Source organism: Microcoleus sp. T3_D1 (assembly GCF_036700405.1).
GTDB lineage: Bacteria > Cyanobacteriota > Cyanobacteriia > Cyanobacteriales > Microcoleaceae > Microcoleus.
Window position 1 is genome coordinate 1 of the sequence record NZ_JAUBOV010000068.1, and the last position, 2,880, is coordinate 2,880.

At 44.9% G+C, this 2,880-nt stretch carries 3 protein-coding genes; all 3 read right to left on the reverse strand.

Annotation, left to right across the window (positions count from 1 at the left end):
* Positions 1-81: 81 nt before the first annotated feature.
* Positions 82-513 (reverse strand): beta-carboxysome assembly chaperone CcmS, encoded by a 432-nt coding sequence (gene ccmS / locus QT992_RS24730; protein WP_333055796.1) that lies wholly within the window; start codon positions 511-513, stop codon positions 82-84.
* A gap of 284 nt (positions 514-797) precedes the next feature.
* Positions 798-2,597 (reverse strand): ABC transporter ATP-binding protein, encoded by a 1,800-nt coding sequence (locus QT992_RS24735; protein ID WP_445305402.1) that lies wholly within the window; start codon positions 2,595-2,597, stop codon positions 798-800.
* A gap of 28 nt (positions 2,598-2,625) precedes the next feature.
* Positions 2,626-2,880: hypothetical protein (locus QT992_RS24740; protein ID WP_333377909.1), on the reverse strand; the 255-nt coding region annotated here is incomplete at its 5' end.

The window sequence follows — 2,880 nt, forward strand, 5'->3', positions numbered from 1 at the left end:
CCGTCCTTTTTGGACGGGCGGGACGCCCATCCCACAATAACAATTAAAATTGTAAGTTATTTAATTCGCGATCCATAACTGCTATTTCATACATTCAACCATCTGCTGTTCCAGCTTAGCCAACAATGTATCAACATCTGTTGCCGCTTCCTCAAAACAAACAGGAGGTTCAGGCTTAGGTTCAAAAAGAATCAACTTAATTTGACCTTCACCGATCGCCAAAATCGCCACTTCCTTCTCAGGCTTGTGAGCATTCAACACACCTACAACTTCCTGAATATGACTTTTAACTTGACGGTTCAACTCTTCAACCGCCTCTTTCTTACAATACACAAAACGCGCAGTTTCTGCAATATCAATTGCCAAAATTTCCTCGCTTTCCTCTCCCCTTTCCAAAAATAGCCCCCAAGCCAAAGCAGCCAATTCATTTTGATTAGCTTTCACAAATTTATCTAACTTGCGGCTCCAGCTATTTTCGTTGGGTTTGGACTCAGGGCTATCAAATAAAAACATTTTCTCTTCTTGTTTGTATAAACTAATATTTTACAGTCAGTTGTCAGTTGGCAGTTGGCAGTTGGCAGTTGTCATTAGTTAGGAGTCAAATTACCAACTATATCTGGTCTGGTTGATTCGCGATCGGATAATTTTCGCTCTCGTAGGGGCGGGTTTTACCAACAATCTACCTGTCAAACTAATTATCTCATAAACCCGCCCCGCCCATATACTTATGATGCTACCAGACATGATATTACCAATTCCCCATGAGCAATTCCCAATTACCCAAAACCGCTGCGTTTCTATCTTATACCAGATTGCACGCGCCAGAGCGCCGCATAAATTCCGTCCTGTTCGATCAGTTGTTCGTGCTGCCCCGATTCTACCACTATCCCCTCATCCATGACACAAATGCAATCGGCATTGCGGACAGTAGAAAGACGGTGGGCGATCGCAATTGTAGTGCGATTCTTGGTAATTCGTTCGAGCGATCGCTGAATTGCCGCCTCAGTCTCGTTATCCACCGCTGAAGTAGCTTCGTCAAGAATCAAAATCGGCGGATTCTTCAAAACAGCCCTCGCAATTGCAATTCGCTGCCGCTGTCCCCCCGACAATTTTTGACCGCGTTCCCCTACAATAGTGTTGTAACCGTCCGGCAATTGGGCGATAAACTCGTGCGCTTCTGCAATTTTCGCAGCATTTACTATCTCTCGATTGCTGGCCTCAAAACTGCCATAAGCAATATTTTCAGCCACCGTACCGTGAAACAAAAACACATCTTGACTCACCAATCCGATCGCTCTCCGCAAATCTTTTAAATTCAGGTTATTTAATTCTATACCGTCGAGATAAATATTGCCGTACTGTACCTCGTACAGCCTCAAAATTAGCTTCACCAGCGTACTTTTGCCCGAACCAGTAGCCCCAACAATCGCAGTAGTTTTCCCCGCCGGCAGAGTCAAGGAAAAATACTGCAAAATCGGTTTTCTTTGATTATAAGAAAAGGTAACATTTTTAAATTCCAACTCACCCTTAATCGAACTAACCGGCCGCCGAATATCACCCGTGCGAATTGCGATCGGAGTATCCAACAAATTCATCACCCGATTAGTCGAAGCCATAGCGCGCTGGTATTGATCCAGAGTATCTCCCAGGCGAGTCAGCGGCCACAGCAACCGCTGGGTCAAAAACACCAAAACGCTGTAAGTTCCCACAGACAACCGGCCCGCCACAACCTCCAAACCGCCCAGAAATAGTGTTGCAATAAACCCCAAGAAAATCACAACCCGAATCAGCGGAATAAAAGCGGCCGAAAGTACGATCGCCCGTCGGTTGCTTTCGCGGTAAGCTTGGCTTTGTGCTTCGATGCGCTGAATTTCATAATCTTCGGAAGTAAAACTTTTAATAGTAGTAATTCCCATCAAATTATTCGACAGTTGCCCGTTCAGAAAACTCACCTTTTCCCGCACATCAGCATAGAGAGGAGCGAGGCGGTTTTGAAAGGCGATCGAACCCCAAATAATAAAAGGTATGGGCAGCATTGACAGCCCAGCAACACCAGGAGAAGCAGCAAAAAAAGCCGCACCAATCACAACAACCGTTGTAATTACCTGAATTACTTCATTAGCGCCGTCGTCCAAAAAACGTTCGAGTTGATTGATATCATCATTGAGAATAGAAATCAAACCGCCCGTGCTGCGTTCTTCAAAATAAGCTAATTCTAATTCCTGCAAATGGCTGTAAGCTTCCAGACGCAAATCGTGTTCAATATCCTGAGCCAAATTGCGCCACAAATAATCATAGGCATATTCAAAAACAGATTCCAACGTCCAAATAATCGCGCTCAAAAGAGTAATAAGAGCCAGTTGCCAAAAAACATCTTTTATGCCCCACTGAGCGAGGATAGAATCTTGCTGTTTCACCACCACATCAACGGCAATACCGATTAATGCTGGCGGGGCTAAATCAAAGAATTTATTCAGTAGCGAACAGATACTGGCCAGCCAAGCTTTCAGGCGGTAGCGGCGCCCGTACTTCAGCAGCCGCTTTAGGGGATGGACAGGTTTTGATGAATTTGGTGACAATTGAGGATTGGGGGTAATTGGGCAATTTTTAGATTTTGCACTACTCTCACAGCTTTAGAAACGGGCAAGATGCCCGTTCCACAACTATGAAATTGTCTTTTAGAACGGGCTTTTTGCCTGTTCCGAACGGGCAAGATGCCCGTTCCACAACTATGAAATTGTCTTTTAGAACGGGCTTTTTGCCTGTTCCGAACGGGCAAGATGCCCGTTCCACAACTAAGAAATAGTCTTTTAGAACGGGCTTTTCGCCTGTTCCGAACGGGCAAGATGCCCGTTCCACAACTAAGAAATTGTCTTTTAG